The organism is Acinetobacter sp. 2JN-4, from assembly GCF_003687745.1.
Classification (GTDB): domain Bacteria; phylum Pseudomonadota; class Gammaproteobacteria; order Pseudomonadales; family Moraxellaceae; genus Acinetobacter; species Acinetobacter halotolerans.
In genome coordinates this window covers 1-267 of sequence record NZ_RDNY01000035.1, presented here as the reverse complement: position 1 = coordinate 267, position 267 = coordinate 1, and the positions used below count along the sequence as shown (strand labels likewise).

The following is a 267-nucleotide window of genomic DNA, read 5'->3' as shown; positions in this document are numbered from 1 at the left end:
CAGATGGTGACTACACCGTCACAGTGACAGCCACAGATGCAGCAGGTAACGAAGGTAGCACTACAGGTACGATCACCATTGATACCGTAGCGCCAGATGCTCCAGTGCTTGATCCAATCAATGGCACTGATCCAATTACAGGTACAGCAGAACCTGATTCGACGGTGACGGTGACCTTCCCAGATGGTAGTACAGCAGAGGTTGTTGCTGGACCGGATGGCAGTTGGACAGTACCGAACCCAGGTGGTTTAGTTGATGGTGATGAAG

1 protein-coding gene is annotated in these 267 nt (G+C 51.7%); it reads left to right on the top strand.

Features of this window, described 5'->3' with window-relative positions:
* Positions 1-267 (top strand): Ig-like domain-containing protein (locus tag EAH57_RS15855; protein WP_228200056.1); only part of this gene is annotated, 267 nt, incomplete at both ends.